Origin of the sequence: Streptomyces sp. A0642 (assembly GCF_004795105.1) — a bacterium.
Classification (GTDB): domain Bacteria; phylum Actinomycetota; class Actinomycetes; order Streptomycetales; family Streptomycetaceae; genus Streptomyces.
Genome location: NZ_SSBL01000028.1, coordinates 1 through 25,635, shown reverse-complemented (window position 1 = coordinate 25,635; position 25,635 = coordinate 1). Strand labels below are relative to the sequence as shown.

Genomic DNA, 25,635 nt, shown 5'->3' with positions numbered 1-25,635 from the left:
CCCTGTCCGCGTCTCCGCGTAAGGCGTACGAGGAGGGCCGGCTACACCGTCTGGTGCGCCAGCAGGGCCAGCGCGGCCAGCAGCACCACCATCAGGGCCACCAGCATCGCCGGGCTGAGCCCCGCGAAGGGGCCCTGCTCCTGTTCCTGCTGCTCCAGTCGCGCGCGGCTGGCCCGGCATACGGGGCAGCGCCCCTCGTTCACGGGCGCCGCGCAGTTCGCGCACACCAGTCGGTCATAGGTCATGCGCTTTCCTCCTCCCGCGCGGCGGAGCCGCACAAGCTGTCTCTCCGCACAACGCTCAGGGAAACGCAACCGTTCCCCCTACCACTGTGCCAGCTCGCGCGGGATTCGGCACGGCCCGCCGGATACGTCCCGGTCCGTCCCCGTTCGGTGCGCGTCCGAGCCGCTGCCGTTTCACCGTAAATCACCCATCCCGGCACGCGTGCCTGCACGCGTGAGCCCGGTTCGCGTATGGTCACGCTCACCTACTCCCGGCCGACCGTGGTGCATCCGTGATCCGATTCGACAACGTCTCCAAGACCTACCCGAAGCAGAGCCGTCCCGCTCTACGGGATGTGTCTCTCGATATCGAGAAGGGCGAGTTCGTCTTCCTGGTGGGCTCCTCCGGCTCCGGCAAGTCCACCTTCATGCGTCTCATCCTCCGCGAGGAGCGCGCCAGCCAGGGCATGGTCCACGTCCTCGGCAAGGACCTCGCGCGCATGTCCAACTGGAAGGTGCCGCACATGCGCCGCCAGCTGGGCACGGTGTTCCAGGACTTCCGCCTCCTTCCCAACAAGACCGTCGCGGAGAACGTGGCGTTCGCGCAGGAAGTGATCGGCAAGCCGCGCGGCGAGATCCGCAAGGCGGTCCCGCAGGTCCTCGACCTCGTCGGTCTCGGCGGCAAGGAGGACCGGATGCCCGGCGAGCTCTCCGGTGGTGAGCAGCAGCGCGTGGCGATCGCGCGGGCCTTCGTCAACCGGCCCATGCTGCTGATCGCGGACGAGCCGACCGGCAACCTCGACCCCCAGACCTCGGTCGGGATCATGAAGCTGCTGGACCGGATCAACCGGACCGGGACCACCGTGATCATGGCGACCCACGACCAGAACATCGTCGACCAGATGCGCAAACGCGTCATCGAGCTCGAGCAGGGCCGTCTCGTACGCGACCAGGCGCGCGGCGTCTACGGCTACCAGCACTGAGCACCCAGCACTGAAAGGACGCCATGCGCGCCCAGTTCGTCCTGTCGGAGATCGGCGTCGGCCTCCGTCGCAACCTCACGATGACCTTCGCCGTCGTCGTCTCCGTCGCCCTCTCGCTCGCCCTGTTCGGTGGCGCGCTGCTCATGCGCGAGCAGGTCAGCACGATGAAGGACTACTGGTACGACAAGGTCAACGTCTCCATCTACCTCTGCGGCAAGGGTGACGCGGAGACGGTGGTCCAGTGCGCCAAGGGTGCGGTCACCGAGCCGCAGAAGAAGGAGATCCTGGCCGATCTCAAGAAGATGGACGTCGTCGACACGGTGATCTACGAGTCGTCCGACCAGGCGTACAAGCACTACCAGGAGGAGTTCGGCGACTCCCCGATGGCGGGCAACATCACGCCCGACCAGATGCCGGAGTCCTACCGGGTGAAGCTGCACGACCCCACGAAGTACAAGGTCGTCGCCACGGCCTTCGCCGGGCGTGACGGGGTGCAGTCCGTCCAGGACCAGAGAAGCATCCTGGACAACCTCTTCGGGCTGATGAACGGCATGAACGTCGCCGCGCTCTTCGTGATGGCGCTGATGCTCGTCATCGCCCTGATGCTGATCGTGAACACGGTCAGGGTGTCCGCGTTCAGCCGGAGGCGCGAGACGGGCATCATGCGGCTCGTCGGCGCCTCGGGCTTCTACATCCAGATGCCCTTCATCATGGAGGCCGCGTTCGCCGGCCTGATCGGCGGCGTACTGGCCTGCGTGATGCTGCTGGCCGGGCGCTACTTCCTGATCGACGGCGGACTCGCCCTCCAGGACAAGCTGAACCTGATCGACTTCATCGGCTGGGAGGCCGTGCTCACCAAGCTCCCGCTGGTCCTGGCGATCGGCCTGCTGATGCCCGCGGTTGCCGCTCTCTTCGCGCTCCGCAAGTACCTCAAGGTGTGACATGCGCCCCGTGGGGCGCGCGGCCAACGGGCCGTGCGCCGTCGGGGCGTTGTCCTAGACTCGGCGCCATGCCGGGCCCTGAGAACCGTTTCGGGCCCCGCGGCGTCCGCCGCGGGGCGGCCCTGACATTGGTCTTCGCGAGTGTCCTCGCCACGGCCGCCGCCATCGGCGCGCTGCCGTACGGGGAGGGGCGGAGCACCGAGATAGAGACCCGGTCCGTCGCCTCCGCCGCCGACCGCGATGCGGTGGCCGACGCCGCCGCCGAGGCCGTGGCCGACGGCAAGTCCGGTACGGAGGCGGCCGAGGAGGCCGTCAGCCGCAGCGGGGACCGCTGGGGCGCGGTCTACGACGAGCGGGAGTACCAGGAGTTCGAGCAGGCCCTCGACGGCTCGTACACGGGCGTCGGGATCGCCGCCAGACGGTCCGCGGACGGGCTGGTCACCGTCACCCGGGTCCAGCCGGGAAGCCCCGCCGGGCGGGCGGGGATCCGCGCCGGCGATCTGTTGCGCACCATCGACGGCCGGCGGGTCGACCGGCGCCCGGTCTCCGACGTGGTGGCGCTGCTGCGCGGTGACCGCACCGGCGCCGCCGCCGGTACCACCGTGGTGCTGGGCGTCCAGCGGGGCTCCGTCACCCGGACCGAGACGCTGCGGCGGGCGCGCCTGGCCACCGAGGCCGTCTCCGTGCGGCGGCTCGGACCGCACCGTTCCGATTCCTCCGCAGCTGTGCTGATCCAGGTCGACTCGTTCACCAGGGGATCGGGCGCCGCCGTGCGCGACGCGGTCGACGGGGCGCCCGCGGGCGCCGGCGTCCTGCTGGACCTGCGCGGCAACTCCGGGGGACTGGTCACCGAGGCCGTCACCGCCGCCTCCGCGTTCCTGGACGGCGGCCTGGTCGCCACGTACGACGTGCACGGGGAGCAGCGCGCGCTGTACGCCGAGGCCGGGGGCGACACCGAGCGCCCCGTCGTCGTCCTCATCGACGGGGGCACCATGAGCGCGGCTGAGCTCCTCACCGGCGCCCTGCAGGACCGGGGCCGGGCGGTCACCGTCGGTTCACGCACCTTCGGCAAGGGATCCGTCCAGATGCCGAGCAGGCTCGCGGGCGGTTCCGTGGCCGAGCTGACCGTGGGGCACTACCGCACTCCGGCGGGCCGGAGCGTCGACGGCCGGGGCATCACCCCCGACCTCGAGGTGAGCGCGCGGGCCCAGCAGCGGGCCGAGACGGTATTGAGTGGCCTCGGGGGTGGGTCGTAGTGCGAAAATGGCCGCACTATGGCTAAGGAAAAAGACACCGGGCGCAAGATGGTCGCGCAGAACAAGAAGGCGCGCCACGACTACACCATCCTCGACACCTACGAGTGCGGTCTCGTCCTCATGGGCACCGAGGTCAAATCCCTGCGCATGGGACGGGCCTCCCTGGTGGACGGCTTCGTCCAGATCGACGGCGGCGAGGCGTGGCTGCACAACGTCCATGTCCCGGAGTACGTCCAGGGGACCTGGACCAACCACTCCGCCAAGCGCAAGCGCAAGCTGCTGATGCACCGGGCCGAGATCGACAAGCTGGAGTCGAAGTCCCAGGAGACCGGGCACACGATCGTGCCGCTCGCCCTGTACTTCACCGGTGGCCGGGTCAAGGTCGAGATCGCGCTGGCGAAGGGCAAGAAGGAGTACGACAAGCGGCAGACGCTGCGCGAGAAGCAGGACACGAGGGAGACGAACCGGGCGATCTCGGCGGCCCGCCGCCGTCAGCGGAGCGCGTGAGCGGTCCGCGCGCCCGGGCCCACCGCCGTCGGCGGAGCGCGTTGGAGGCCTTCGCCCGGGGCTGCCGGCCGGTGCGGCGGGAATACGCTGGCATCGTCGTACGTTGGTCACGTACGATGGCACTGCACCCCACGGGGTGAGGCACCACCTTGAAAAATCAACATGGGGATGATCGGTTTCGACAGCGGATGTCGAAGCAGGGGAAGCGAGTCGAGGAAGCGACAATGATCTCGTAAACCATATGTCGCAAACAATAATCGCCACTTCTAAGCGCGATTCCTCCGCCTTCGCCCTCGCTGCCTAATTAGCAGCTGAGCGAAGACTCTGCGGAGTGTCAGCCCGGGGGTGATCCCGACCCGGATCCTGGCATCAACTAGGGATCTAAACTTCTAAGCCCGGTCACGGGGCTTGGAAGGAAATCAAACAGTGACTGGGCCTGTCGGAGGCTTGTTCGCGTGACCTCCGGGGCCGAGAAAAGCGCAGCGAACTGCACTCGGAGAAGCCCTGGTTCCGCACCGTTGGACGCGGGTTCGATTCCCGCCATCTCCACAATTCCCATGTGAACGAGGACCCCGCTGCCACCGGCAGCGGGGTCCTCGTTTTTGCTGTCCGGTCCTCGCGAGCCCCGGCCGGCGTGCCGCGCACGGCCGGCCGCGTCCGGCGTGCGGGGCGTGCGGGGCGTGTGCACCGGCGTGCGCTCACACGCCGCGCTCCCGCCGCTCACCCGCCCGGGGCAGGCCCCGCACCACGGTTCGAAAACGGATGTATCTCTCATGATGTACAACACCTCACCGAGGGGTCGGAGCAGCCTCGGCGTGCGCTACATTCATGGCCCGGGTGCACGGTGGGAGGGGCGCGCGGACCAGGTGGGGGCCCCGGTCCGACGACGCACGAACGTAGGTGTGCGCGCCGGATCCTGAGTGGGGGAAGTGCGTACATCAGTGGAAACTTGGCGTGAAGGTGCCCGTTCGGGACACACCCACGAACCCAACGAAGTCACCATCCAGCTCGACGGACTGGGACGGCAGCTCTCCGAGCTGCTCCCGGAACCCGGCGTTCCGGAGGGCTCCGACGGTCCCGTCTTCGTCGACGAGAGCGGTCGCCGCAGCAAGACGCTCCGGCGTCTCGGCTGGGTACTGGCCGCGCTCTTCGTCGGGTACGCGGTGACGCTCGTCATCGCCCTGCTCGGCGGCAACTCCAGCGCGCCCTTCCTGCCGCTTTCCGGCCAGGAGGGGCACCAGAAGGCGGAAGAGGTGCAGACGCCCGCCACGCCCGCGGCGAGCCCGGACGCCCAGGTCTCATCCGGTGCCACGGGGGTCGTCGAGACGCCGTCCGTCACCCCGCAGACCGGCGGCCGGCACGTGGCCGTTCCCAGTGGCGCCACCGGCTCCGGCAGCTCTCCGGCGACACGTACCGGGGCCACCGCCCCGGCCACCGTCCCGCCGTCCGCGCCGGACGCCGCCCCCGGGTCCAGCACCAGCAGCGGTACGCCGGCCGATACGACGACTCCCTCCGCACCTGTCGCGGACGGCCCCGGGATGCCGAGCGCCGATCCGTCGAGGACGCCCCCGGGCCACGCGACCTCACCCACCGGAACTCCGGACCCTCCTGTGCACGAGCAAGAAGGCGCCAGCTAGATGACCAACCCCGCCCCGCGGGGCAGGCACCACCGTAAGAAGCAGACCCGGCGGCGCAGGCTCCCCATGCGCTACATGCTGCCGTTCCTGTTCCTCGTTGCCCTGCTCGCGATGTTGATGCTGCGCGGCTACGTGCACAGCGAAATCCTCGCCGACCACCGGATCCAGCCACCGGCGGCCACCGACCAGGTGCCCGAGCAGGTGCTGGAGGGCGGCCCGGTCATCGACGCGCGCAGCGCCACCGAGCCCGCCAAGACCCTCCGGATACCCGACCACCGGATCGTGCTGACCTTCGACGACGGTCCCGACCCGGTGTGGACCCCGCGCGTGCTCGACAAGCTCAAGGAGTACGACGCGCACGGCGTCTTCTTCGTCACCGGCACCATGGCCTCGCGCTACCCCGGTCTCGTCGAGCGCATGGTCGAGGAGGGGCACGAGGTCGGGCTGCACACGTTCAACCACCCGGACCTCTCCTACCAGTCCACCAGCCGCATCGACTGGGAGCTGTCGCAGAACCAGCTGGCGCTCGCGGGCGCGGCCGGCATCCGCACCTCCCTGTTCCGGCCGCCCTACTCGTCGTTCGCCGACGCCATGGACGACAAGTCCTGGCCGGTCACCCAGTACATCGGCAGCCGCGGCTACCTCACCGTCGTCAACAACACCGACAGCGAGGACTGGAAGCGGCCCGGCGTCGGGGTCATCTCCAGGAACGCCACGCCGAAGCACGGCAAGGGCGCCGTCGTCCTGATGCACGACTCCGGCGGGGACCGGTCCCAGACCGTGGCCGCGCTCGGCCACTTCCTGCCCAAGATGCAGGCCCAGGGCTATGAGTTCACCAACCTCACCGACGCCCTCGGCGCCCCCAGCGCGCACACCCCGGTCACCGGCTACGCGCTCTGGAAGGGCAAGGCGTTCGTCTACGCCGTGGAGGTCTCGGAGCACATCACCGATGTACTGGTGGTGGGCCTCGCCGTCATCGGGGTGCTGGTCCTGGCCCGGTTCGGCCTGATGCTGCTGCTGTCCTTCGCGCACGCCCGCCGGGTCCGCAAGCGGGACTTCACATGGGGCGAGCCCCTCACCCGCCCGGTGTCCGTCCTGGTGCCCGCGTACAACGAGAGCAAGTGCATCGCCAACACGGTCCGTTCGCTGATGGCGAGCGACTACCCGCTGGAGGTCATCGTCATCGACGACGGCTCCACGGACGGCACCGCGGACCTCGTCGACCGGATGCGGCTGCGGGGCGTCCGGGTGGTGCGCCAGCGCAACGCGGGCAAGCCCGCCGCCCTGAACAACGGCATCGCGCACGCCCGCTACGACATCATCGTGATGATGGACGGCGACACGGTCTTCGAACCGTCCACCATCCGTGAACTGGTGCAGCCCTTCGCCGACCCCCGGGTCGGGGCCGTCGCGGGCAACGCCAAGGTCGGCAACCGCGACTCGCTGATCGGCGCCTGGCAGCACATCGAGTACGTGATGGGCTTCAACCTCGACCGCCGGATGTACGACATGCTGGGCTGCATGCCCACCATCCCCGGCGCGGTGGGGGCGTTCCGCCGAGAGGCGCTGAACCGGATCGGCGGCATGAGCGAGGACACCCTCGCCGAGGACACCGACGTCACGATGGGCCTGCACCGGGACGGGTGGCGCGTCGTGTACGCGGAGAACGCCCGCGCCTGGACCGAGGCGCCGGAGTCCGTGCAGCAGCTCTGGTCGCAGCGCTACCGGTGGTCGTACGGCACGATGCAGGCCATCTGGAAGCACCGCCGCGCGGTGATCGAGCGCGGCCCGTCCGGCCGTTTCGGACGCGTCGGACTGCCGTTCGTCGCCCTGTTCATGGTCGTCGCGCCGCTGCTCGCCCCCCTCATCGACGTCTTCCTGCTGTACGGGCTCGTCTTCGGCCCCACCGAGCAGACGATCGTCGCCTGGTTCGGTGTCCTCGCGGTGCAGGGCATCTGCGCCGCGTACGCCTTCCGGCTGGACCGGGAGCGCATGACCCATCTGTTCTCGCTGCCCCTCCAGCAGATCCTCTACCGGCAGCTCATGTACGTGGTGCTGCTCCAGTCCTGGATCACCGCTCTCACCGGCGGCCGGCTCCGCTGGCAGAAGCTGCGGCGTACCGGGGTCGTGGAGGCACCCGGTTCGATGCCGAGCCAGAGCCGGCGCAGCAATGACCGGAGGCCCGTCGCATGACCCACCCCTCGGCCCGCCCGCAGCAGCCGCCGCTGGATCAGGACACGATGCCGTTCCCGGTACAGACGCCGGGCGGGACGCGGCCGCCCCGCCCGGGGGCGGGGGCCCGGCAGCCCGGGCCGGCGCCCTGGAGCCAGGCCGCCGCTCCCGTGGCGCCCGCGCCGGAGCCGGACGCCGCGCCGCCCGCCGCGACGGCATCGGGCCGGGACCGCTATCTCGACCTGCTGCGTGCGGTGGCGCTCGTCCGCGTCGTCGTCTTCCACCTCTTCGGCTGGGCCTGGCTGACCATCGCCTTCCCGTCCATGGGCGTCATGTTCGCCCTGGCGGGTTCACTGATGGCCCGGTCCCTGGCGCGGCCCGCGTGGAGCGTCGTCCGCGGCCGGCTGCGGCGGCTGCTCCCGCCGATGTGGGCGTTCCTCGCGGTCGTCGTGCCCGTGATCTTCTGGCTCGGCTGGAAGCCGGTCCGGGAGGAGGGCGTCTGGTGGTTCCTCAAGCTGGGCTGCTACCTGCTCCCGGTCGGTACGCCGCCCTTCCCGTGGGAGAACGGCTCCGAGGGCGGCTACCTGGAGACGTCCTGGGCCGAGCAGGCCATGGGACCGCTCTGGTACATCCGCGCCTACCTGTGGTTCGTGCTGGCCTCACCGCTTCTGCTGAAGGCCTTCCGCAAGCTCCCCTGGGTGACCCTGCTGGCCCCGATCGGTCTCACCGCCGTCATCGGCACCGGCCTGGTCACCGTGCCGGGCACCGCGGGCGAGGGCCTGGTCGACTTCGCCGTGTTCGGCTCCTGCTGGATCCTCGGCTTCGCGCACCACGAGGGGCTGCTGCGGACCGTTCCGCGCTACCTCACCGTCTCGATGGCGGCGTTCCTCATGGCCTTCGCGCTCTGGTGGGCCTCCGGGCACCTCAGCGAGGAGGGGTGGAACCTCGACGAGATCCCCCTCGCCCAGGCCGCCTGGTCGCTCGGCTTCTGTGTGATCCTCCTGCAGTACGCGCCCTCCTGGCGGCAGCTGCCGGGCCGGCTGGCGGGCTGGGACAGCCTGGTGACTCTGGCCAACAACCGGGCCGTGACCATCTACCTCTGGCACAACCTGCTGCTGATGGCCGGATTCCTGCTCATCGACCAGCTGTGGAACGTGCCGTGGGTCGGCGACCACCTCGGCACCTACATCGACGCCTCGGACAACGCCCTGGCGCTGATCGTCGTCTGGCCGCTGATCGGGCTGATGATCCTCGCCGTCGGATGGATCGAGGACGTGGCCGCCAAGCGCCGCCCGAGACTCTGGCCCAACGGGCAGAGGTCCAAGGACGCCGCCGGGAGCCGCGCGGACGCCGTGTCCAGGGGCGCGCGCCGGCGCTGAGCCGCCGTCTCACCGGGCCGTCCGCGGCCCGGTGAGAGCAAGGTTGCGCACCGGTCACCTCGCGGCACCGCACCGAAACGCGCGCTGCCTAGCGTCGGGGACAACACCCCGACCACCCGTGGAGGCGCGTGATGGCTGGCCGTTGGATCGAGCACTGGGATCCCGAGAACGAGACGTTCTGGCGGGAGAAGGGCGAGCCCATCGCCCGCCGGAACCTGTGGTTCTCCGTACTCTCCGAGCACATCGGTTTCTCGATCTGGACCCTGTGGTCGGTGATGGTCCTGTTCATGGGGCCGGAGTACGGGGTGGACCCGGCCGGGAAGTTCTTCCTGATCTCCACCGCCACCCTGGTCGGGGCCCTCGTGAGGATTCCGTACACCTTCGCCGTCGCCCGGTTCGGCGGCCGGAACTGGACGGTGTTCAGCGCGTTCACGCTGCTGGTGCCGACGGTCGCCGCCTTCCTCGTGATGGAGCCGGGGACCTCGTACCCGACCTTCGTGGCCGTGGCGGCCCTGACCGGCATCGGCGGCGGCAACTTCGCCTCCTCGATGACGAACATCAACGCGTTCTTCCCGCTGCGCAAGAAGGGCTGGGCGCTCGGGCTGAACGCGGGCGGTGGCAACATCGGGGTGCCGGTCGTGCAGCTCGTCGGGCTGCTGGTCATCGGGACCGCGGGCGCCATGCACCCGCGGATCGTCCTCGGCGTGTACATCCCGCTGATCGTCGTCGCCGGCCTGTGCGCGGCGCGCTTCATGGACAACCTGGCGCCCGTGCAGAACGACACCGGGGCCGCGAAGGACGCCGCACGCGACCCGCACACGTGGATCATGGCGGTGCTCTACATCGGCACCTTCGGCTCGTTCATCGGCTACAGCTTCGCCTTCGGTCTCGTCCTGCAGACCCAGTTCGGCCGGACGCCGCTGCAGGCCGCCTCGCTCACCTTCATCGGCCCGCTGCTGGGTTCGCTCATCAGGCCCGTCGGGGGCTGGCTGGCCGACCGGTACGGCGGCGCCCGGATCACGCTGGGGAACTACGCGGCCATGGCGGCCGCGACCGGCGTCGTCGTCTACGCCTCCGGCATCGAATCGCTCACCGTGTTCCTCATCGGCTTCACCGCCCTCTTCGTCCTCACGGGGCTCGGCAACGGATCGACCTTCAAGATGATCCCGGGCATCTTCCACGCCAAGGCGATCGCCCAGGGCCTGCGCGGCGAGGAGGCGGCGGCCCAGGGCAGGCGGCTGTCCGGGGCGGCGATGGGCCTCATCGGCGCGGTCGGGGCGCTCGGCGGCCTCGCCATCAACCTCGCCTTCCGGCAGTCCTTCCAGACCTCCGGCACGGGGACGGCGGCCTTCTGGTCCTTCCTCGTCTTCTACGGGGTGTGCTTCGCGCTCACCTGGGCGGTATACCTTCGCCGCACCGCGGAAGTCCCGGCGAAGCCCCAGCTCAACTACGCCGAGGTGTGACGACGGCCTCGGGATGTCGGGTGACGTAACGGGGGGGAAATACGGGTGAACCGAGCCTGTCACGCTTCGTTGGCAGGCTCGGACCTCCGCATCACTGAGCAGCAGCGGGACGAGAGCCGGGTAGACCATATGCACGACGACGAACAGCACGGGCCCCTCGCGGGCTTCACGGTCGGTGTCACCGCCGCGCGCCGGGCGGACGAGCTCGCGACCCTGCTGCGGCGGCGCGGCGCCACCGTGGTGCACGCGCCCGCCCTGCGGATCGTGCCGCTCGCCGACGACAGCGAACTGCTCGCCGCCACCAAGGAACTCATCGACACCGTCCCCGACGTGGTCCTCGCGACCACGGCGATCGGCTTCCGCGGCTGGATCGAGGCCGCCGACGGCTGGGGCATCGGGGAACAGCTGCTCGACACCCTGCGCGGCGTCGAACTGCTCGCCCGCGGCCCCAAGGTCAAGGGCGCCGTCCGCGCCGCCGGGCTGACCGAGACCTGGTCCCCGGCGTCCGAATCCATGGCGGAGGTGCTGGAGCGGCTCCTGGAGGAGGGCGTCGAGGGCCGCCGCATCGCCCTCCAGCTGCACGGCGAGCCCCTCCCCGGCTTCGTGGAGTCGCTGCGCGCGGCCGGCGGCGAGGTCATCGGCGTCCCCGTCTACCGCTGGATGCCGCCCGAGGACATCGCCCCCCTCGACCGGCTCATCGACATCACGGTCGCCCGCGGCCTGGACGCGCTCACCTTCACCAGCGCCCCGGCGGCGGTCTCCCTGCTGCGCCGGGCCGAGGAACGCGGGCTGCTGGCGGAGCTGCTGGACGCGTTGCAGGGCGAGGTCCTCTCGGCCTGCGTCGGACCGGTCACCGCACTCCCGCTCCAGGACCGCGGCATCGACACGGCCCAGCCGGAACGCTTCCGGCTCGGCCCGCTCGTCCAGCTGATCTGCCGCGAACTGCCCGCCCGGGCACGGACCCTGCCGGTCGCCGGCCACCGGGTCGAGATCCGCGGCCACGCCGTCCTGGTCGACGACGAACTGCGCGCGGTGCCGCCCGCCGGCATGGCCCTTCTGCACACCCTGGCCCGCAGGCCGGGCTGGGTGGTGGCCCGGGCCGACCTGCTGCGCGCCCTGCCCGGCAGCGGTACGGACGAGCACGCGGTGGAGACGGCGATGGCCCGGCTGCGCACCGCGCTCGGGGTTCCCCGGCTGATCCAGACCGTCGTCAAACGCGGTTACCGGCTGGCCCTGGACCCGGCGTCCGACGCCAAGTACGCCGACTCCTGAGAGCGCCGTCCGCCCCCGTGGAACGACGCCCGCAGCAGAAGGGCGAGGGCGGCGGTGCACAGGACCGCACGGACGGCGTTCCAGGCGACCCAGACGTCCTCGAACCTGTCCCGGACGGCGGCGGGGTCGGCGATCCGCGCGGGGTCTCCGGCGTCCGCGAGGGCGTTGTTCAGCGGGACGTTGACGCCCGAGGTGAGCAGGAAGGCGAGGGCGTACACGGCCAGGGCGGCCAGGATCCACCGGCGCGGGCCCGGACAGCGGCGCTGCTGCCAGGCGGCGGCCGCGGTGAGGAGCAGCGCGCCGAAGAATCCGGCGAAGAAGAGCGGGTTCTCGATGACGTCGTTGATGTTCTGCATCACCTCGATGAACGTCCGGTCGTCGCTCCGGCCGAGCGCCGGCATGACCGCGCAGGAGAAGACGTAGAACGTGCCCGCCATCAGGCCGGTGGTGAGGGCGGCGCCACCGAGGACGAGGCGGGGGAGGACGGAGGTCGGCCGGTCGGGCCCGTTGGTTGTCATGTGCTCAGTCAAGTCGTGCCGCCCGGCCCGCTCCATGGCTCAGGCGCGCAGCTGCCTTCGCGTACGTCCAACGGAGCGGACCCGGCACCGGACCGGGTTCCGTGCGGGCTCCGCGCCGCGCCGGGATACCGTGCCGGGATGATCGAGGAAGCACACCGGATCGACGCGGAGATACGGCTCCGGCCCGTCGTCCTGGCCGACGCGGGCGCGCTCGCCGCGTCGCTGACCCGCAGCCGCACGTACATGAAGCCCTGGGAGCCCGAGCGGCCCGACGCCTTCTACACCGAGGAGGGGCAGCGCGAGCGGCTGGCCGGCGCGCTGGCGGACCGGGACGCGGGGCGCGCGATGCCGTGGGTGCTCTGCGACGGGGACGACCGGGCGATCGGCGCGTTCACCCTCAACGGCGTGGTGCTCGGGCCGTTTCGCAGCGCCGCCCTCGGCTACTGGGTCGACGTGGACTTCGCGGGGCGCGGGCTGGCCACGGCCACGGTGCGGCGGATCTGCGAACTGGCCAGGGACGAGCTCCGGTTGCACCGGATCGAGGCCGGGACGCTGCCGTACAACCTGGCCTCCCAGCGGGTGCTCGCCAAGTGCGGCTTCGAGCAGATCGGCCTGGCCCCGGGCTACCTCCACATCGACGGCGAGTGGCGCGACCACCGGCTCTTCCAGCGCCTGCTGCACGACGGCCCGGTGACGGGGGTCTGAGGACGCGGGTCAGCCGCCGTGCCCGGTGGCCCGGCGCTCATGGCGGTGGCCGTCGAGCGGCCACGGGGGGCAGGCGGGCAGCACCTCAGCGAAACCGTACCCGGCCTTCTCCGCCACCCGGCACGACGCCGTGTTGTCCACCTGGTGCAGCAGGTCCAGCCTGACGAGTCCGTGACCGGCGCACTCCGCGAACGCCCAGTCGGTGAGCGCGCCGAGGGCCTGCGGGGCGATGCCGCGGCCGCGCGCGGACGCCGTCGTCCAGTAGCCGACCTCGGCCGTGGCCGAGCCCGGCGCGGGCAGCACGAGGACCACGTTGCCGACCGGCCCGTCCCCGAGGGCCGTGTCCACCACGGCGAAGCTGTGGCGCAGCCCGGACGCCCGGCCCTCCTCCTGGCCCCGCAGCCAGCGCGCCGCGGCCTCCTCGTCCGCCACCGGGGCGCGCGATCCGGCCTGGATCGCCGGGTCGCGGTAGGCGTCCAGCAGGACGGCGAGGTCGCCCGGCAGCCAGGGGCGGAGCACCAGGGACCCGGTCCGGAGCCGGGCGTCGCGCGGGAGGCCGTTCACCGGCCCATCGTACGAGGCGGGTTGGCGCGGCCCGCGCGGCAGGGGTTACGGCCCGGGGCCGCGCCGGGCACTCTGGTGGGGACGGCGACCGGACCCGAGGCGGTGGCATGGGCATGGCGACGCGCAGGGGCTCGTACGACTGGCGGTTCGACACCGGCCGGCTCTGCCTGGACCTGGTCGCGACGGGAGCCGGCAGCCCGGGCGCGGCCGACCCGCTGGACCGGCCCGAGGGGCTCGCCGACTGGCTGGTGGCCGCCGGAGCCGTCCCGCCGGGCACCCCGCTGGACGTCGTGGACGACCACTGGCTCCTGCGGTTCCGGCAGCTGAGGAGCGCCGTGGACCGGCTGCTGACCGCGCAGCTCGGCGGGCGGCCGGCGGACGGCGCCCTGGAGCGCGTCAACGCGCTCGCCGCCGGCGCACCGCCCGGCCTGTGCGCCGTGCGCGCCCGGAACGGCGCCCTGGTGCGCGGCCTGAGCGCCGCGCCCGGCTGCACCGCGCTGCTGGCCGCCGTGGCCCGGGACGCCGTCGAACTCCTCACCGATCCGGTCGCCCTGGCCGGGCTGCGCCGCTGTGAGGGCGACCACTGCCGCCGCGTCTACCTGGACACCTCGCGCGGCCGGCGCCGCCGCTGGTGCTCCAGCGAGGTCTGCGGCAACCGCGAACGGGTCGCCCGGCACCGGCGCCGCCACACGGACCCGGCCGGCGCCTCCCCGGAACGGCCGGGGGGCGCGGAGACGTAAAGAATCTTGGACGCGCGTTGAATGAATCGCCCCGCAGCCCCGTATTCGATGACCAAGGAGCTCGACAGGGTCTCGACCGGGAGGTTCGGGTGCGCAAGGATGCGGCCGTGGCCGATGACCGTCCGCACAGGGCCCGGCATCGCGGTGGGCCGCCCCCGTCACCCTCCGCCGTCCCCGACGAGGAGTTGATGCGGGCGCTCTACCGCGAACATGCCGGACCTCTGCTCGCGTACGTACTCCGCCTCGTCGCCGGCGACCGACAGCGCGCCGAGGACGTGGTGCAGGAAACACTCATCCGTGCCTGGAAGAACGCCGGTTCGCTCAACAGGGCCACCGGTTCCGTCCGGCCCTGGCTGGTGACGGTCGCCCGGCGCATCGTCATCGATGGCCACCGCAGCCGGCAGGCCCGGCCGCACGAGGTCGACCCGTCGCCACTGGAGGTCATTCCCGCGGAGGACGAGATCGACAAGGCGCTGTGGCTGATGACGCTCTCGGACGCGCTCGAAGATTTGACCCCGGCGCACCGGGAAGCATTGGTCGAGACCTACTTCAAGGGCCGTACGGTCAACGAGGCGGCCGAGGTGCTCGGGATACCCAGCGGCACGGTGCGGTCCCGGGTCTTCTACGCACTGCGTTCGATGAAGCTCGCACTCGAAGAGAGGGGGATCACGGCATGAGCGACCAGGATTGGGAGCCTTTCGGGCCCCGGCCGGCCGGTCCCTCCGGCCCCTTCGCACCCCCCGGTGGCCCCTCCGGCCCCTTCGCACCGTCGTCCGGCGGTCCCTCCGGCCCCTTCGTACCCTCGCCCGGCGGTCCCATGGACGAGGCCGGACACGACGCGGCGGGCGCCTACGTCCTCGGCCTCCTGGACGGCGCCGAGGCCGCCGCGTTCGAGGCGCACCTGGCAGGGTGCGCCCGCTGCGCCGCCCACCTCGACGAGTTCGCGGGCCTGGAGCCGATGCTCGCGATGCTCGCCGAGTCCCCGGCCGCCGTGCCCGGCGCCCGCCCGGTCCCGCACGTCCCGGCACCGCCCGCGCCCCGGGTGCTCGACTCCCTGGTCGACGAGGTCGCGGCCAAGCGCGCCCGGCGCACCCGGCGCGGGAGGTACCTGGTCGCGGCGGCGGCGGCGCTGATCATCGGCGGGCCGGTCGTCGCGGTCATGGCCACCGGAGGCGGCACGAGCAGTGTCGAGGCGGCCGACCCGCACCCCACCAGCCCCGCCGAGGACGCCTTCTTCCACCACATGAAGGAGAAGGCGCGGGCGACCGATCCCGTCACCGCGGTCGACGCCACGGTCGGCATGGAGCCCAAGGCGTGGGGCACGCACACCGTGCTGGAACTGAAGAACGTGAAGGGTCCGCAGAAGTGCCGGCTGGTCGCCGTCTCGAAGACCGGCGAGGAGGAGGTCGTCACCTCCTGGTCCGTCCCGAAATGGGGCTACGGCATCGCGGACTCCACCCATCCCACCGCCAGGTACCCGCTGTACGTCCACGGCGGAGCCGCCATGGACCGGGCCGACATCGACCACTTCGAGGTCCGTACGTTCGACGGCGAACGGCTGGTGAGCGTCGGCGTCTGAGGCCGTCCGTGGCGTCCGCCGGGCCCCTCCCCGGACCGCCGACACGCAGCCCACCGGGCCACTCCCCGCACCGCCGACACGCAATCGATATCCCGGCGCGCCAAGATCGATGCGCGCGGCAGGTGCGCGACGGCCCCCCTTCGCATACGCTGGACGGCTGCTCAATGCACGTCAGAAGGGGGCCTCGGTGGCCGCGCAGGATGCCGCTGTCGATTCGTTGCGGGACCGGGAAATCAGTGTCGAGCAGGAACACCTCGACCGTGTGTACCACCGCCTCGAGGAGAAGATCCACGAGGCGGAATTTCTTATGAACGACGCCGTCAAGCGCGGCCAGGTGGGTACACCGGGAGCGCTGGCGGAACGTGACGCCCAGGTGTTCCGCGCCGGAATCCACCTCAACCGGCTGAACAGCGAGTTCGAGGACTTCCTCTTCGGGAGGATCGACCTGCTGCTCGGCAAGGACGGTGAGCGCGGCCCCGACGGCGCGTTCACCTCCGTCGAACCGGCCGACGACGCCGTGCGGGAGGACGGCACCGCCGATATCGCCGAGACGCTGCACATCGGCCGGATCGGGGTCCTCGACTCCGACTACGCGCCGCTGGTCATCGACTGGCGCGCCCCGGCCGCCGCACCGTTCTACCGTTCGACGCCGAAGGAACCGGGCCGGGTCGTGCGCCGCCGGGTCATCCGCTCCAAGGGCCGCCGGGTCCTCGGGGTCGAGGACGACCTGATGCGCCCCGAGCTGACCGCGTACCTGGGCGGCGACACGCTCCCCGTCATCGGGGACGGCGCGCTGATGGCGGCCCTGGGGCAGGCCCGCAGCCACACCATGCGGGACATCGTCTCCTCCATCCAGGCCGAGCAGGACATGGTGATCAGGGCCCCCGCGGCCTCGGTCACCGAGGTGTCCGGCGGCCCCGGAACCGGCAAGACCGCGGTCGCCCTGCACCGTGCCGCGTACCTGCTCTACCAGGACCGGCGGCGGTACGCGGGCGGCATCCTCGTCGTCTCGCCGACGCCGCTGCTGGTCGCGTACACCGAAGGCGTGCTGCCCTCGCTCGGCGAGGAGGGCCAGGTCGCGATCCGTGCGGTCGGCTCGCTGTCCGACGAGGCGGCCGGCACCGAGGGCGCCACCACCTACGACGAGCCCGCCGTCGCCCGGATCAAGGGCTCCTCCCGGATGCTCCACGTGCTGCGCAAGGCGGCCCGCGGGGCGCTGGAGCAGCCGCCCGCCCGCCCGGCCGCCCAGGAGGAGGGCCAGCTGGCCTTCGGGGAGGAGGGCGAGGCTCCTCAGCAGGCCGGCCCGCCCACCCGGCTCAGGGTGGTGGCCTTCGGCGCCCGCGTCGAGCTGCAGGAGGACGAGCTCCGGCGCATCCGCAACAACGTGCTCAGCGGCACCGCACCGGTCAACCTGCTGCGTCCGCGCGCCCGCAAGCTGCTGCTCGACGCGCTGTGGAACAGGTCGTCGGGCCGGGGCCGCTACACCGATCAGGAGCTCGCGGCCGAAATGCGCTCGTCGTTCGACGAGGACGTCTCGACCGAGACGCCGTTCATCGAATTCCTGAACGCCTGGTGGCCCGAGCTCACCCCGCGCGGGGTGCTCGCGGCCATGGCCGACGAGAAGCGCCTCGCCCGCTGGGCGCGCCGCACCCTCAACCAGGGTGAGGTGCGCCGGCTCGCGCGCTCCCTGAAGCGGCTGGACGCGCAGGGCCGGGGACCGCTCTCCGTCCACGACGTGGCGATCCTCGACGAGCTCCAGACGCTGCTGGGCACCCCGAACCGGCCCAAGCGCAAGCGCGAGTTCGATCCGCTGGACCAGCTCACCGGTCTGGAGGAGCTGATGCCGCAGCGGGAGGAGACCCAGTGGGAGCGTGCCGAGCGGCTCGCGGCGGAGCGCACGGAGTACGCCCACGTCATCGTCGACGAGGCGCAGGACCTCACGCCCATGCAGTGGCGGATGGTCGGCCGCCGCGGCCGGCACGCCACCTGGACGATCGTCGGCGACCCGGCGCAGTCCTCCTGGTCCGATCCGGACGAGGCGGCGGCGGCCCGTGACGAGGCGCTGGGCAGCCGCCCGCGCCGCAATTTCACGCTGACCGTCAACTACCGCAACCCGGCGGAGATCGCCGAGCTCGCCGCGAAGGTCCTCGCGCTCGCCATGCCGGGCATGGAATCCCCGGCGGCGGTCCGCTCCACCGGTGTGAAGCCGCGCTTCGAGACCGTGCGGGACGGAGATCTGGCCGGCACCGTGCGGGAGGAGGCCCGGCGGCTGCTGGGCGAGGTGGACGGCACGGTCGGCGTCGTCGTCGCGATGAACCGGCGGGCGCAGGCCCGCAGCTGGCTGGCGGAGCTCGGCGAGCGTGTGGTGGCGCTGGGCAGCCTGGAGGCGAAGGGCCTGGAGTACGACGCCACGGTGGTCGTCTCGCCCGCGGAGATCGCGGACGAGTCCCCGGCGGGGCTGCGGGTGCTGTACGTGGCGCTGACCCGGGCGACCCAGCAGCTCACGGTCGTCTCGGGGGAGCGGGACCTGCCGGACGAGGACGGGGTGCCGGACCTGCTCAGGGACTGACGGGGCACGGCCGGGGGAGCCTTTTTCAGGTCAACCCGCGCTGGGGGAATCACTTCTCCGGGGTCTTTGTTAGCCTGGTGTACGGCACCGGCTCGATCCAAGCCCCCGGGCCCAACCTTCGTCGCTTCGAGCGACCACTTGCCGCGAGGCGAGCATGGCGGGTCGGTGCCGTCAACTGAAGAAGACAGACCCGCGTCACCCTCCGGTGGCGCGGGTCTGTTTTCGTTCACGGACCCGGCGGGGGTTCCGTCCCGCCCTCCATATCTCGTATGGTGGAAAAAACTTTCCGAAGCGTGGCAGTCATTACCGGCTACCCGTCGGTAGGTGCGAATATCGGTCAGGCGTGTCCGGGGGAGAAGTTCCGGCCACGCATAGCAATGAAGCTAGGGAAAGCGAAGGACTCGGCCATGGCAACGGCGCCCAGCGTCTCGTACTCGATGACGGTCAGGCTGGAGGTGCCCGCGAGCGGCACAGCGGTCTCCCAGCTCACCACGGCCGTCGAGTCCTCCGGTGGCTCGGTCACCGGCCTCGACGTGACCGCTTCCGGTCACGAGAAGCTGCGGATCGACGTCACGATCGCCGCCTCCTCCACCGCGCACGCGGACGAGATCGTCGAAGGCCTCCGGGACATCGAGGGCGTCGTCCTCGGCAAGGTCTCCGACCGTACGTTCCTGATGCACCTCGGCGGCAAGATCGAGATGGCCTCGAAGCATCCCATCCGCAACCGTGACGACCTCTCGATGATCTACACCCCCGGTGTCGCCCGGGTCTGCATGGCGATCGCCGAGAACCCCGAGGACGCCCGGCGCCTCACCATCAAGCGCAACTCCGTCGCAGTCGTGACGGACGGCTCCGCGGTGCTCGGCCTCGGCAACATCGGCCCGATGGCCGCCCTCCCCGTCATGGAGGGCAAGGCGGCCCTCTTCAAGCGCTTCGCCGGCATCGACGCCTGGCCGATCTGCCTGGACACCCAGGACACCGACGCCATCGTCGAGATCGTCAAGGCGATCGCCCCGGGCTTCGCGGGCATCAACCTGGAGGACATCTCCGCGCCGCGCTGCTTCGAGATCGAGGCCCGGCTGCGCGAGGCCCTCGACATCCCCGTCTTCCACGACGACCAGCACGGCACCGCCATCGTCGTCCTGGCCTCCCTGACCAACGCCCTGCGCGTGGTGGGCAAGGGAATCGGGGACGTACGGGTCGTCATGTCCGGTGCCGGAGCGGCCGGCACGGCCATCCTGAAGCTGCTCATCGCCGCGGGCGTCAAGCACGCGGTCGTCGCCGACATCCACGGCGTGGTGCACGCGGGCCGCGAGGACCTGGTCTCCGCGCAGCCCGACTCGCCGCTGCGCTGGATCGCCGACAACACCAACCCGGAGTCCGTCACCGGCACCCTCAAGCAGGCCGTCGTGGGCGCCGACGTCTTCATCGGCGTCTCGGCCCCGAACGTCCTGGACGGCGACGACGTCGCGGCCATGGCCGACGGTGCCATCGTGTTCGCGCTTGCGAACCCGGACCCCGAGGTCGACCCGGCGATCGCGCGCCGGACGGCGGCGGTCGTGGCCACCGGCCGCTCGGACTTCCCCAACCAGATCAACAACGTCCTGGTCTTCCCCGGCGTCTTCCGCGGTCTGCTGGACGCTCAGTCCCGCACCGTCAACACGGAGATGATGCTCGCCGCCGCGCGCGCCCTCGCCGGGGTGGTCGCCGAGGACGAGGTGAACGCGAACTACATCATCCCCTCGGTCTTCAACGACAAGGTCGCCGGAGCCGTCGCGGGAGCCGTCCGGGACGCCGCGAAGGCGGCCGGTGCGGCTGTGACGGGCCCCACGTCGATCTGAGAACCGGCGCGTCGCGGGTCGCGGCGCCCCAAACGCCCCTTTAGGGTGGGCGGGCGACGCGTCCCGCAGAGCCCCGCAGCAGGTGCGGACCGCTTTTGGGGAGTCGACGGAACGTCACCACGACGAGGCAGTGGTGCTTTTCGTCCGGCTCCGGAGGGTGCCGGATTGGCTTTCCCGCCGCAGGTGGGGGCAGGATGCTTTCCCAAGGACTTCGTCCGGGGGAGACCCCACGGGGCGCGAAGGTCTGAAAAACGGACCCGGGTCCGGGGACTGTCCGAGGGCCCTGGCAGCATCGGCTTCGATCTCACGCCTCACAGGCAAGAAGAACACGGGAGTAACAACATGAACCGCAGTGAGCTGGTGGCCGCCCTGGCCGACCGTGCCGAGGTGACTCGTAAGGACGCCGACGCCGTGCTGGCCGCGCTCGCCGAGACCGTCGGTGAGATCGTCGCCAAGGGCGACGAGAAGGTCACCATCCCCGGTTTCCTGACCTTCGAGCGCACCCACCGTGCCGCTCGCACCGCTCGTAACCCGCAGACCGGCGACCCGATCAACATCCCGGCCGGCTACAGCGTGAAGGTCTCCGCGGGCTCGAAGCTCAAGGAAGCCGCCAAGGGTAAGTAACACCCCTGAGCACGCCGAAGGGCGGTCACCCCGACCAGGGTGGCCGCCCTTCGGCGTGCGGGCCGCAGAACGCCGCTGCGGGCCCGCGAGGCGGGTTCCCGGGGGCGGGCCCCCGGGAACCCCTCCTCAGACCAGCGAACCGCCCGGCAGTTCCACCTTCGCGCCGAGCTTCTCCAGCTTCTCCATGAAGTTCTCGTAGCCGCGGTTGATCAGGTCGATCCCGTGCACCCGGGACGTCCCCTGCGCCGCCAGGGCGGCGATCAGGTACGAGAAACCGCCGCGCAGGTCCGGGATGACCAGATCCGCGCCCTGCAGCTTCGTCGGCCCGGAGACGACCGCGGAGTGCAGGAAGTTGCGCTGGCCGAAGCGGCAGTCGCTGCCGCCCAGGCACTCGCGGTAGAGCTGGATGTGCGCGCCCATCTGGTTGAGCGCCGAGGTGAAGCCGAGCCGCGACTCGTACACCGTCTCGTGGACGATCGACAGGCCGGCGGCCTGCGTCAGCGCCACGACCAGCGGCTGCTGCCAGTCGGTCTGGAAGCCGGGGTGCACGTCCGTCTCCAGGGCGATGGCGTTCAGCGCGCCGCCCGGGTGCCAGAAGCGGATGCCCTCGTCATCGATCTCGAAGGCGCCGCCGACCCGGCGGAAGGTGTTCAGGAACGTCATCATCGAGCGCTGCTGGGCGCCGCGGACGTAGATGTTGCCCTCGGTCGCCAGCGCCGCGGAAGCCCAGGAGGCGGCCTCCAGGCGGTCCGGGATCGCCCGGTGGGTGTATCCGTCGAGCCGGTCGACACCCGTGATCCGGATGGTCCGGTCGGTGTCCATGGAGATGATCGCGCCCATCTTCTGCAGGACGCAGATGAGGTCCTCGATCTCCGGCTCCACGGCCGCGTTGGACAGCTCGGTGACGCCCTCGGCGAGCACCGCCGTCAGCAGCACCTGCTCGGTGGAGCCGACCGACGGGTACGGCAGCCGGATCTTGGTGCCGCGCAGCCGCTGCGGGGCCTCCAGGTACTGGCCGTCCGCGCGCTTCTCGATCGTCGCGCCGAACTGGCGCAGCACGTCGAAGTGGAAGTCGATCGGCCGTCCGCCGATGTCGCAGCCGCCGAGCCCCGGGATGAACGCGTGGCCCAGCCGGTGCAGCAGCGGGCCGCAGAAGAGGATCGGGATGCGCGACGAGCCCGCGTGGGCGTCGATGTCGGCGACGTTCGCACTCTCGACATGAGTGGGGTCGAGGATCAGCTCACCCGGTTCGTCACCCGGACGGACCGTCACGCCGTGCAGCTGCAGCAGCCCGCGCACCACCCGCACGTCGCGGATGTCGGGGACGTTGCGCAGCCGGCTGGGCCCGCTGCCGAGCAGCGCGGCGACCATCGCCTTCGGCACCAGGTTCTTGGCGCCTCGGACGCGGATCTCGCCCTCCAGCGGGGTTCCGCCGTGGACAAGCAGGACATCGTCTGTGCCGGTCATGAATCTCGCGTTCCGGAGTGGTCGGGCAGGGGGCCAACCGAAAGGGTAATGGCCCGGCACCCCCCTTCCGTAAGGGCGCGGGGGGTGTGCGAACGTCCTGGATCCGCCACAACACGCTGTGCATCCCCGATCTTGCGGAGCGTGACCGTCCGGATAGGCGCTCCCGGCGTGCGCTCCTCGTGCCCCTGTACGCCCTGAGCTGCGCTCGGGCACGTTGCGCGACGAGAGGGTGACTTGGCCCCCGCGGAGGGCCTGGATGCGGGATCATTTCTGCCATGACCGAGGTGTCCTCGCTCACAGGGCGGCTGCTCGTGGCCGCGCCCGCCCTGGCGGACCCGAATTTCGACCGCGCGGTGGTGCTGCTCCTCGACCACGACGAGGAGGGCTCGCTCGGCGTGGTCCTGAACCGCCCGACCCCGGTCGGGGTCGCCGACATCCTCGAGTCCTGGGCGGAACTGACCGGCGAACCCGAGGTCGTCTTCCAGGGCGGCCCCGTCTCGCTGGACTCGGCGCTCGGCGTGGCGGTGATCCCCGGCGACGAGGGGCCCCTGGGCTGGCGCCGGGTGTACGGGGCGATCGGCCTGGTGGACCTGGAGGCGCCCCCGGAGCTGCTGGCCGCGGCCCTCGGCTCGCTGCGGATCTTCGCCGGTTACGCGGGCTGGGGCCCCGGCCAGCTGGAGACGGAGCTGTCCGAGGGCGCGTGGTACGTCGTCGAGTCGGAGCCCGGCGACGTCTCCTCGCCCCGCCCGGAGCGTCTGTGGCGGGCGGTCCTGCGCCGCCAGCGCAGCGAACTGGCCATGATCGCCACGTATCCGGACGACCCTTCGCTGAACTGATGCCCGGGCTTTCAGTACGCTTGGCGGTTATGAGCACTCTTGAGCCCGAGCGCGGGTCAGGCACCGGAACCCTCGTGGAGCCGACACCACAGGTGTCGAACGGCGACGGCGACCACGAGCGCTACGCCCACTACGTCCAGAAGGACAAGATCATGGCGAGTGCCCTGGAGGGCACCCCCGTGGTCGCACTGTGCGGCAAGGTCTGGGTACCGGGGCGCGACCCCAAGAAGTACCCGGTCTGCCCCATGTGCAAGGAGATCTACGAGTCCATGGGCGCCGGCGGCGACAAGGACAAGGGCAAGGGCGGCAAGGACAAGTAGCCCCTGCCGTACGGAAGAACAGCCCGGGAGAGCCCCCGGGGTGCGCAGTCGCGCGCCCCGGGGGCTCTGCTGTGCGGCCGCCGTTCGTGCGCCGCCTCCGGCGGGGAGGAGTTCGGGCCACTTGTCGGTTCCCTGGTCCGGACCTAGCCTCCCTGCGGAGCGTGCCTTCCTCGTAACCCGTACAGCGACGCCGGTGCCGGAGCCGGGCGGAGCGGTTAAGGACTGACCACATGGACATGGAACTGATCCCGGCGCCCGTGAGCGCCGGTGACCAGGGGCGGGGCGGATTCGTCCTGGACCCGTCCACCACCATCGACGCGGCCCCCGGTACCGAGAGCACCGAACGGTGGCTGCGCGCCACGCTCGGCGCCGCCTTCGGCCTGCCGCTCGCCCCGGGCGGTGAGGGCGCCGCGCGCGCCATCCGGCTGCGCGTCGACCCGTCCCTGGCGTCCGAGGGCTACCGGCTGACCACGGAGCCCGACGAGAGCGCCGTGATCACGGGCGGCAGCCCCGCCGGGGTCTTCTGGGGCGCGCAGACGCTGCGTCAGCTGCTGGGGCCCGAGGCATTCCGCCGGGCGCCCGTCGGCGGCCGCACCGGGACCGCGCTGGCGGCCACGGACATCGAGGACCGCCCCCGCTTCGGCTGGCGCGGTCTGATGCTCGACGTGTCACGGCACTTCCTGCCGAAGGACGAGGTCCTGCGCTACCTCGACCTCCTCGCCGCCCACAAGCTGAACGTCTTCCACTTCCACCTCACCGACGACCAGGGATGGCGCATCGAGATCAAGCGCCACCCGCGCCTGACCGAGGTCGGCGCGTGGCGTGCGCGGAGCAGGTACGGCCACGGGGCGTCCGAGCTCTGGGACGAGACCCCGCACGGCGGTTACTACACGCAGGACGACATCCGCGAGATCGTGGCGTACGCGGCGGAGCGGCACATCCGGGTCGTCCCCGAGATCGACATCCCGGGCCACTCGCAGGCCGCCATCAGCGCCTATCCGGAGCTGGGCAACACCGACGTCGTCGACACCGCCGCGCTGTCCGTCTGGGACGACTGGGGCGTCAACCCCAACGTGCTCGCACCCTCCGACCACACCCTGCGCTTCTTCGAGGGCGTCTTCGAGGAACTGCTGGAGCTGTTCCCCGCGCAGACCTCGCCGTTCATCCACATCGGCGGCGACGAGTGCCCCAAGGACCAGTGGAAGCAGTCGCCGGCGGCCCAGGCCCGCATCAGGGAACTCGGCCTCGCCGACGAGGACGAGCTGCAGTCCTGGTTCATCCGGCACTTCGACACCTGGCTCACCGCGCGGGGCCGGCGCCTCATCGGCTGGGACGAGATCCTGGAGGGCGGACTGGCCGAGGGCGCGGCCGTCTCCTCGTGGCGGGGGTACGCGGGCGGCATCGCGGCCGCCGAAGCGGGGCACGACGTCGTGATGTGCCCGCAGCAGCAGGTGTATCTGGACCACCGTCAGGACGGGGGCCCCGACGAGCCGATGCCCATCGGGTACGTCCGCACCCTGGAGGACGTCTACCGCTTCGAGCCCGTGCCGCCGGCCCTCTCCGAGGACGCGGTCCGGCACGTCCTCGGCACCCAGGCCAACGTCTGGACCGAGGTCATGCAGAACCGGTCCCGGGTCGACTACCAGACCTTCCCCCGCCTCGCGGCGTTCGCCGAGGTCGCCTGGTCCGCCCTGCCGGCCTCCGGGGAACGGGACTTCGCGGACTTCGAGCGCCGGATGGCCGCGCACTACGCGCGACTTGACGCGCTCGGCGTCGAGTACCGGCCGCCGGGCGGCCCGTTGCCCTCGCAGCGGCGCCCCGGGGTCCTCGGGCGCCCGAAGGAGGGAACACCCCCGAACGTGTGAGTCCGGACCCGTCGGGTTGCCGCCGCCACGGTCCCCGGGACCGCGGCGGCGGCCCCGTCCGGACGGCTTCCCCCTCCCGCGGGAATCCCGGGGAAAGCGCCCACCGGCGGGAACGGACAAGTCACACAAGCACGTTGAACAGTGGTAATTCGTATTCTGCGCCGAAGAGGTGCGAA

The 25,635-nt window shown here is 71.3% G+C and carries 23 protein-coding genes and 1 other RNA gene; 20 read left to right on the top strand and 4 right to left on the bottom strand.

Annotation, left to right across the window (positions count from 1 at the left end):
• Positions 1-41: 41 nt before the first annotated feature.
• Positions 42-245 carry a hypothetical protein gene (locus E6R60_RS31060; protein ID WP_136330037.1) on the bottom strand — a complete coding sequence of 68 codons (204 nt, stop codon included), beginning with the start codon at positions 243-245 and terminating at the stop codon, positions 42-44.
• 269 nt (positions 246-514) lie between these two features.
• Between E6R60_RS31060 and ftsE the strand changes: the two genes are divergently transcribed.
• The 10 genes from ftsE to E6R60_RS31010 all read left to right on the top strand — a co-directional run bounded on the left by ftsE (position 515) and on the right by E6R60_RS31010 (position 11,831).
• Complete coding sequence (ftsE, locus tag E6R60_RS31055; RefSeq protein WP_024489199.1) at positions 515-1,204, top strand: cell division ATP-binding protein FtsE; 690 nt, start codon at positions 515-517, stop codon at positions 1,202-1,204.
• Between the two features lie 23 nt (positions 1,205-1,227).
• Positions 1,228-2,145: a permease-like cell division protein FtsX gene (gene ftsX, locus E6R60_RS31050; protein WP_136330036.1), complete on the top strand. Its 918-nt coding sequence runs from the start codon at positions 1,228-1,230 to the stop codon at positions 2,143-2,145.
• Positions 2,146-2,213: 68 nt separating this feature from the next.
• Positions 2,214-3,401 (top strand): S41 family peptidase, encoded by a 1,188-nt coding sequence (locus tag E6R60_RS31045; RefSeq protein WP_136330035.1) that lies wholly within the window; start codon positions 2,214-2,216, stop codon positions 3,399-3,401.
• 18 nt (positions 3,402-3,419) lie between these two features.
• A complete protein-coding gene (gene smpB, locus E6R60_RS31040) occupies positions 3,420-3,908 on the top strand; it encodes an SsrA-binding protein SmpB (protein ID WP_136330034.1) in 489 nt (162 codons plus the stop codon).
• A gap of 164 nt (positions 3,909-4,072) precedes the next feature.
• Positions 4,073-4,460: a transfer-messenger RNA gene (gene ssrA / locus E6R60_RS31035) on the top strand.
• Positions 4,461-4,837: 377 nt separating this feature from the next.
• The gene (locus tag E6R60_RS31030; RefSeq protein ID WP_240802752.1) at positions 4,838-5,545 is read left to right on the top strand and encodes a hypothetical protein; all 708 of its coding nucleotides are present in this window, start codon (positions 4,838-4,840) and stop codon (positions 5,543-5,545) included.
• A complete protein-coding gene (locus E6R60_RS31025) occupies positions 5,546-7,738 on the top strand; it encodes a glycosyltransferase (RefSeq protein WP_136330033.1) in 2,193 nt (730 codons plus the stop codon). It abuts the gene before it with no gap.
• Positions 7,735-9,096, top strand: a complete 1,362-nt coding sequence (locus E6R60_RS31020; protein ID WP_240802751.1) for an acyltransferase — start codon at positions 7,735-7,737, stop codon at positions 9,094-9,096. Before E6R60_RS31025 ends, E6R60_RS31020 begins: the two co-directional genes overlap by 4 nt.
• 131 nt (positions 9,097-9,227) lie before the next feature.
• The gene (locus tag E6R60_RS31015; protein ID WP_136330032.1) at positions 9,228-10,559 is read left to right on the top strand and encodes a nitrate/nitrite transporter; all 1,332 of its coding nucleotides are present in this window, start codon (positions 9,228-9,230) and stop codon (positions 10,557-10,559) included.
• A 129-nt stretch (positions 10,560-10,688) separates the two neighbouring features.
• Positions 10,689-11,831: a uroporphyrinogen-III synthase gene (locus tag E6R60_RS31010; protein ID WP_136330031.1), complete on the top strand. Its 1,143-nt coding sequence runs from the start codon at positions 10,689-10,691 to the stop codon at positions 11,829-11,831.
• On the opposite strand, the gene E6R60_RS31005 is transcribed toward E6R60_RS31010, so the two are convergent.
• Complete coding sequence (locus E6R60_RS31005) at positions 11,780-12,349, bottom strand: anthrone oxygenase family protein (protein WP_136330030.1); 570 nt, start codon at positions 12,347-12,349, stop codon at positions 11,780-11,782. The two genes, E6R60_RS31010 and E6R60_RS31005, sit on opposite strands and share 52 nt — an antisense overlap.
• A gap of 138 nt (positions 12,350-12,487) precedes the next feature.
• On the opposite strand from E6R60_RS31005, the gene E6R60_RS31000 reads away from it, so the two are divergent.
• Positions 12,488-13,054: a GNAT family protein gene (locus E6R60_RS31000; RefSeq protein ID WP_136330029.1), complete on the top strand. Its 567-nt coding sequence runs from the start codon at positions 12,488-12,490 to the stop codon at positions 13,052-13,054.
• A 9-nt stretch (positions 13,055-13,063) separates the two neighbouring features.
• On the opposite strand, the gene E6R60_RS30995 is transcribed toward E6R60_RS31000, so the two are convergent.
• Complete coding sequence (locus E6R60_RS30995; RefSeq protein ID WP_136330028.1) at positions 13,064-13,618, bottom strand: GNAT family N-acetyltransferase; 555 nt, start codon at positions 13,616-13,618, stop codon at positions 13,064-13,066.
• Positions 13,619-13,731: 113 nt separating this feature from the next.
• Here E6R60_RS30995 and E6R60_RS30990 point away from each other — a divergent pair, with 113 nt between their 5' ends.
• From E6R60_RS30990 to E6R60_RS30965, 6 genes are all read left to right on the top strand, one after another.
• Positions 13,732-14,358, top strand: a complete 627-nt coding sequence (locus E6R60_RS30990) for an ABATE domain-containing protein (RefSeq protein WP_136330027.1) — start codon at positions 13,732-13,734, stop codon at positions 14,356-14,358.
• Positions 14,359-14,447: 89 nt separating this feature from the next.
• Positions 14,448-15,035: a sigma-70 family RNA polymerase sigma factor gene (locus tag E6R60_RS30985; RefSeq protein WP_136330026.1), complete on the top strand. Its 588-nt coding sequence runs from the start codon at positions 14,448-14,450 to the stop codon at positions 15,033-15,035.
• A complete protein-coding gene (locus E6R60_RS30980) occupies positions 15,032-15,937 on the top strand; it encodes a zf-HC2 domain-containing protein (RefSeq protein ID WP_136330025.1) in 906 nt (301 codons plus the stop codon). The genes E6R60_RS30985 and E6R60_RS30980 overlap by 4 nt, the downstream gene beginning before the upstream one ends.
• A 187-nt stretch (positions 15,938-16,124) precedes the next feature.
• Entirely contained in the window at positions 16,125-18,506 is a 2,382-nt protein-coding gene (locus E6R60_RS30975) for a UvrD-helicase domain-containing protein (RefSeq protein ID WP_136330024.1), read from the top strand.
• A gap of 407 nt (positions 18,507-18,913) precedes the next feature.
• A complete protein-coding gene (locus tag E6R60_RS30970; RefSeq protein WP_136330023.1) occupies positions 18,914-20,347 on the top strand; it encodes an NAD-dependent malic enzyme in 1,434 nt (477 codons plus the stop codon).
• A gap of 342 nt (positions 20,348-20,689) precedes the next feature.
• Entirely contained in the window at positions 20,690-20,971 is a 282-nt protein-coding gene (locus tag E6R60_RS30965) for an HU family DNA-binding protein (RefSeq protein WP_003968811.1), read from the top strand.
• A gap of 126 nt (positions 20,972-21,097) precedes the next feature.
• Here the strand turns inward: E6R60_RS30965 and murA are convergent, their stop codons facing one another.
• Positions 21,098-22,438: a UDP-N-acetylglucosamine 1-carboxyvinyltransferase gene (gene murA / locus E6R60_RS30960; RefSeq protein ID WP_136330022.1), complete on the bottom strand. Its 1,341-nt coding sequence runs from the start codon at positions 22,436-22,438 to the stop codon at positions 21,098-21,100.
• Positions 22,439-22,713: 275 nt separating this feature from the next.
• Here murA and E6R60_RS30955 point away from each other — a divergent pair, with 275 nt between their 5' ends.
• The 3 genes from E6R60_RS30955 (at position 22,714) to E6R60_RS30945 (ending at position 25,459) form a co-directional block, all read left to right on the top strand.
• Positions 22,714-23,274 carry a YqgE/AlgH family protein gene (locus E6R60_RS30955; protein WP_136330021.1) on the top strand — a complete coding sequence of 187 codons (561 nt, stop codon included), beginning with the start codon at positions 22,714-22,716 and terminating at the stop codon, positions 23,272-23,274.
• 29 nt (positions 23,275-23,303) lie between these two features.
• The gene (locus E6R60_RS30950; RefSeq protein WP_136330020.1) at positions 23,304-23,594 is read left to right on the top strand and encodes a DUF3039 domain-containing protein; all 291 of its coding nucleotides are present in this window, start codon (positions 23,304-23,306) and stop codon (positions 23,592-23,594) included.
• Positions 23,595-23,824: 230 nt separating this feature from the next.
• Complete coding sequence (locus tag E6R60_RS30945) at positions 23,825-25,459, top strand: beta-N-acetylhexosaminidase (RefSeq protein WP_136330019.1); 1,635 nt, start codon at positions 23,825-23,827, stop codon at positions 25,457-25,459.
• Positions 25,460-25,635: the final 176 nt, after the last annotated feature.

Coding starts and splice junctions, on each gene's coding strand:
- E6R60_RS31010 (WP_136330031.1), top strand. CDS start 10,689: ATGCACGACGACGAACAGCACGGGCCCCTCGCGGGCTTCACGGTCGGT.
- E6R60_RS30955 (WP_136330021.1), top strand. CDS start 22,714: ATGACCGAGGTGTCCTCGCTCACAGGGCGGCTGCTCGTGGCCGCGCCC.
- E6R60_RS31000 (WP_136330029.1), top strand. CDS start 12,488: ATGATCGAGGAAGCACACCGGATCGACGCGGAGATACGGCTCCGGCCC.
- E6R60_RS30970 (WP_136330023.1), top strand. CDS start 18,914: ATGGCAACGGCGCCCAGCGTCTCGTACTCGATGACGGTCAGGCTGGAG.
- E6R60_RS30990 (WP_136330027.1), top strand. CDS start 13,732: ATGGCGACGCGCAGGGGCTCGTACGACTGGCGGTTCGACACCGGCCGG.
- E6R60_RS30945 (WP_136330019.1), top strand. CDS start 23,825: ATGGACATGGAACTGATCCCGGCGCCCGTGAGCGCCGGTGACCAGGGG.
- E6R60_RS30965 (WP_003968811.1), top strand. CDS start 20,690: ATGAACCGCAGTGAGCTGGTGGCCGCCCTGGCCGACCGTGCCGAGGTG.
- smpB (WP_136330034.1), top strand. CDS start 3,420: ATGGCTAAGGAAAAAGACACCGGGCGCAAGATGGTCGCGCAGAACAAG.
- E6R60_RS31045 (WP_136330035.1), top strand. CDS start 2,214: ATGCCGGGCCCTGAGAACCGTTTCGGGCCCCGCGGCGTCCGCCGCGGG.
- E6R60_RS30950 (WP_136330020.1), top strand. CDS start 23,304: ATGAGCACTCTTGAGCCCGAGCGCGGGTCAGGCACCGGAACCCTCGTG.
- murA (WP_136330022.1), bottom strand. CDS start 22,438: ATGACCGGCACAGACGATGTCCTGCTTGTCCACGGCGGAACCCCGCTG.
- E6R60_RS31020 (WP_240802751.1), top strand. CDS start 7,735: ATGACCCACCCCTCGGCCCGCCCGCAGCAGCCGCCGCTGGATCAGGAC.
- E6R60_RS31025 (WP_136330033.1), top strand. CDS start 5,546: ATGACCAACCCCGCCCCGCGGGGCAGGCACCACCGTAAGAAGCAGACC.
- E6R60_RS31005 (WP_136330030.1), bottom strand. CDS start 12,349: ATGACAACCAACGGGCCCGACCGGCCGACCTCCGTCCTCCCCCGCCTC.
- ftsX (WP_136330036.1), top strand. CDS start 1,228: ATGCGCGCCCAGTTCGTCCTGTCGGAGATCGGCGTCGGCCTCCGTCGC.
- E6R60_RS31060 (WP_136330037.1), bottom strand. CDS start 245: ATGACCTATGACCGACTGGTGTGCGCGAACTGCGCGGCGCCCGTGAAC.
- E6R60_RS30980 (WP_136330025.1), top strand. CDS start 15,032: ATGAGCGACCAGGATTGGGAGCCTTTCGGGCCCCGGCCGGCCGGTCCC.
- E6R60_RS31015 (WP_136330032.1), top strand. CDS start 9,228: ATGGCTGGCCGTTGGATCGAGCACTGGGATCCCGAGAACGAGACGTTC.